4 protein-coding genes are annotated in these 2,931 nt (G+C 72.4%); all 4 read right to left on the reverse strand.

Annotation, left to right across the window (positions count from 1 at the left end; genetic code table 11):
* A partial coding sequence (locus tag GT354_RS34445; RefSeq protein ID WP_161360297.1) for an ATP-binding cassette domain-containing protein occupies positions 1–286 on the reverse strand: 286 nt, incomplete at its 3' end.
* A complete protein-coding gene (locus GT354_RS34450; protein WP_161360298.1) occupies positions 283–1,179 on the reverse strand; it encodes an ABC transporter permease in 897 nt (298 codons plus the stop codon). The genes GT354_RS34445 and GT354_RS34450, both read right to left, overlap by 4 nt.
* Positions 1,176–2,120 (reverse strand): ABC transporter permease, encoded by a 945-nt coding sequence (locus tag GT354_RS34455; protein ID WP_161360299.1) that lies wholly within the window; start codon positions 2,118–2,120, stop codon positions 1,176–1,178. Before GT354_RS34455 ends, GT354_RS34450 begins: the two co-directional genes overlap by 4 nt.
* Positions 2,120–2,931 (reverse strand): amidohydrolase family protein (locus tag GT354_RS34460; protein WP_161360300.1); only part of this gene is annotated, 812 nt, incomplete at its 5' end. The genes GT354_RS34455 and GT354_RS34460, both read right to left, overlap by 1 nt.

A 2,931-nucleotide genomic window follows, 5' to 3' on the forward strand; every position in this document is an offset into this window, starting at 1 on the left:
GGAAGATCATCGCGATCCCCTCGGTGCGATACGCGCGCATCGCCTTGGCGTCGAACCCGAGTACGTCTCGGCCGTCGAAGGTGATGCGGCCGCCGGTGCGGGCTCCGCGCGGCAGGAGCCGGGCGATCGCGCGCACCGACATGGACTTGCCGGAGCCGGACTCGCCGATCAGGCCGAGCGATTCGCCCGCGCCGATGGACAGGTCCACGTCGTGGACGACGGTGCGCGATCCGCCGCCGACGACCAGGTCGACGGTCAGGGATTCGATGTCGAGGAGGGTGCTCATCGCGTGTCCTTGTCGGCGCGGTCGGCGAGGCGCTCGCCGACGATGTTGAACGCGATCACCGCGACGACGACCAGTACACCGGCCGACGCGGCTTCCTCCGGGTAGCTCTGGAGCAGCCCGGCCTGGCCGCTCGCGAGCATGACGCCCCAGTCGGCGGTGGGCGGTTGGACGCCGAGCCCGAGATACGAGATGGCGGCGAGGTCGACCATCGCGTAGCCGAACGCGATGGTGGACTGGGCGACGATCATCGGCAGCAGGTTGGGCAGCAGGTGGCGGGCGCAGATCCACCAGCCGGAGAAGCCCTGGAGGGTGAGCGCGGTGATGTACGGGCGTTCGCGTTCGCGGATGGCCGCCGCGCGCACGATCCGGCCCTGCATCGGGACGAAGGCGATCGACAGCGCGACGACCGCCGGCCACAGGCCACCACCGAACAGCGCCGCGGCCACGATGGCCAACAGCAGGCCCGGGAAGCCGAACACGATGTCGAAGAGCCGCGAGATCAGCGTGTCGACCGCGCCGCGCCGCCACGCGGCGAGCAGGGCCGACGCGGTGGCCGCCGCGGTGGAGGCGGTGACGACGACGAGGGGGCCCAGCAGGCTGGAGCGGGCTCCCCACAGGAGGCGGGACGCGATGTCGCGGCCGGTGCCGTCGGTGCCCAGAAGGTGGGACCAGGACGGGCCTTGCAGCGCCTCGGACAGGTTGATCTCGTTGGGCCGGTACGGGGCGATCCACGGTGCCAGGAACGCGAGTACGGCGAGGAGCACGATGATCGCACCGCAGATCCGTCCCACGACGCCCAGCGAACGCAGCGGCGCGAGCAGCGCGGACAGGCGGCGGGCGGGGATCGGCCGGGCGGCCTGTCCGGGGGTCGTGGGCGGGGCGAGGGCGGTCATGCCCGGCCTCCCTTCCGGATGCGCGGGTCGATGACGACGTACAGCACGTCGACCAGGGTGTTGACCAGCACGACGACGACCACCAGCAGCAGCGCGATGGCCTGGACGACGGCGAAGTCGTGGGATTGGACGGAGGTGACGAGCAGGCTGCCGAGGCCGTTGAGGGCGAACGCGCGGTCGACGACCACCGCCCCGGCGGCCAGGGACACCACCACGAGCCCGGCGGCGGTGGCGATCGGCATGAGCCCGTTGCGCAGCACGTGCCGGGTGAACACCTTGCGGCGCGGGATACCGCGGCTGATCGCGGTCTGCACGTGCTCGGAGTCGAGTTCGACGCGCAGCGACGTACGGGTGATCCGGGTGATCAGCGCGCTCGCCGAGGCGGCGAGCGCCAAGGCGGGCAGGGTCAGGTGGTGGAGCCGGTCGGTGAATCCCTGGCCCGAGCCGAACACCGGGAACCAGCCGAGCCACACGCCGAACACCGCGATGAGCAGGATCGCCGCCACGAACGACGGCACCGCGACGCCGACGGTGGTGGCGACGAGGATGGACGTGTCGGTCCTGCCACCGCGCAGCGCGGCGACGATACCCAGCGCCAGGCCGACGACCACGATGACCAGCGACGCGTACACCGTCAGCCACAGCGTCGTCGCCGCACGCGGGCCCAGCAGGGTGCCGACGTCCTGGTGGAAGACCAGGGACTCGCCCAGATCGCCGTGCAGGAGGCCGGTGAGCCAGTCCCAGTAGCGGGTCGGGAACGGCTCGTCGAGCGCGTACTGATCGCGCAGCGACGCGACGACTTCGGGGGTGACGCTGCGGCCGCCGAGCATGAACGACAGCGGGTCGCCGGGGGCGAGGTACAAGGCGCCGAACACGGCGAAGCTTGCGACGAACAGGGTCACCACCAAGCCGATCGCGCGCCGGACGAGGAAAGCGATCATCAGGATCCCCCGGCGGTGTGGAGGTCGGGGCTCGCGAATACGGGGCGGCCCTCGACGAGCGTCAGCAGCACCCGGGCCTCGGCGAGCGCGCCCGACCCGGTCTCGAACAGGTCGCGGTCCAGTACGACCAGGTCGGCCGACCGGCCGACGGTGATCGAACCGGTCTCGTGGTCTAGGTGGTTCAGGTACGCGGCGCCCTGGATCGCGGCGCGCAGCGCGGTCGGCAGGTCGAGCCGCTGGGCGGGCAGGAATGCGGGCGCGGCGGCGTCGAATCCGGCGGCGCCGGCCGGCAGCGTCCGGTTGAGCGCGACGTGCATGCCCCACAACGGGTCGGGACTCGACACCGGCCAGTCGCTGCCGAAGGCAAGGGCCGCGCCGTCGTGGGCGAGGTCCGCGAACGGGTACTGCCAGGCGGCGCGTTCGGGGCCGAGGACGGGGATCGTCAGCTCGTTCATCTGCGGCTCGTGGGCGGCCCACAGCGGTTGGGCGTTCGCTCCGGCGCCGAGCCGACGAAAGCGGGGCACGTCGTCGGGGTGGATCACCTGGATGTGCGCGAGGTGATGACGGTTGTCGGTCCAGCCGTTGGCCTCGCGCGCGGCCTGCAGCGCGTCGAGCACCTCGCGGACGGCGCGGTCGCCGATGGTGTGGAAGTGCACCTGGAGGCCGGCGGCGTCGAGCCGGGTGACGTGCTCGGCCAGGGCGACCGGGTCGACGAACGACAGGCCGCGGTGGTCGCGGCCGTGTGCGTGGCCGGGCGCCCCGGCGCCGCCGGCGTCGACGTACGGGTCGAGCAGCGCCGCGGTACAGGTCT

This window comes from Streptomyces sp. SID3343 (genome assembly GCF_009865215.1).
GTDB lineage: Bacteria > Actinomycetota > Actinomycetes > Streptomycetales > Streptomycetaceae > Embleya.

Excerpts from the sequence above, each read along its gene's own strand:
- GT354_RS34450 (WP_161360298.1), bottom strand. The coding sequence starts at position 1,179 with ATGACCGCCCTCGCCCCGCCCACGACCCCCGGACAGGCCGCCCGGCCG.
- GT354_RS34455 (WP_161360299.1), bottom strand. The coding sequence starts at position 2,120 with ATGATCGCTTTCCTCGTCCGGCGCGCGATCGGCTTGGTGGTGACCCTG.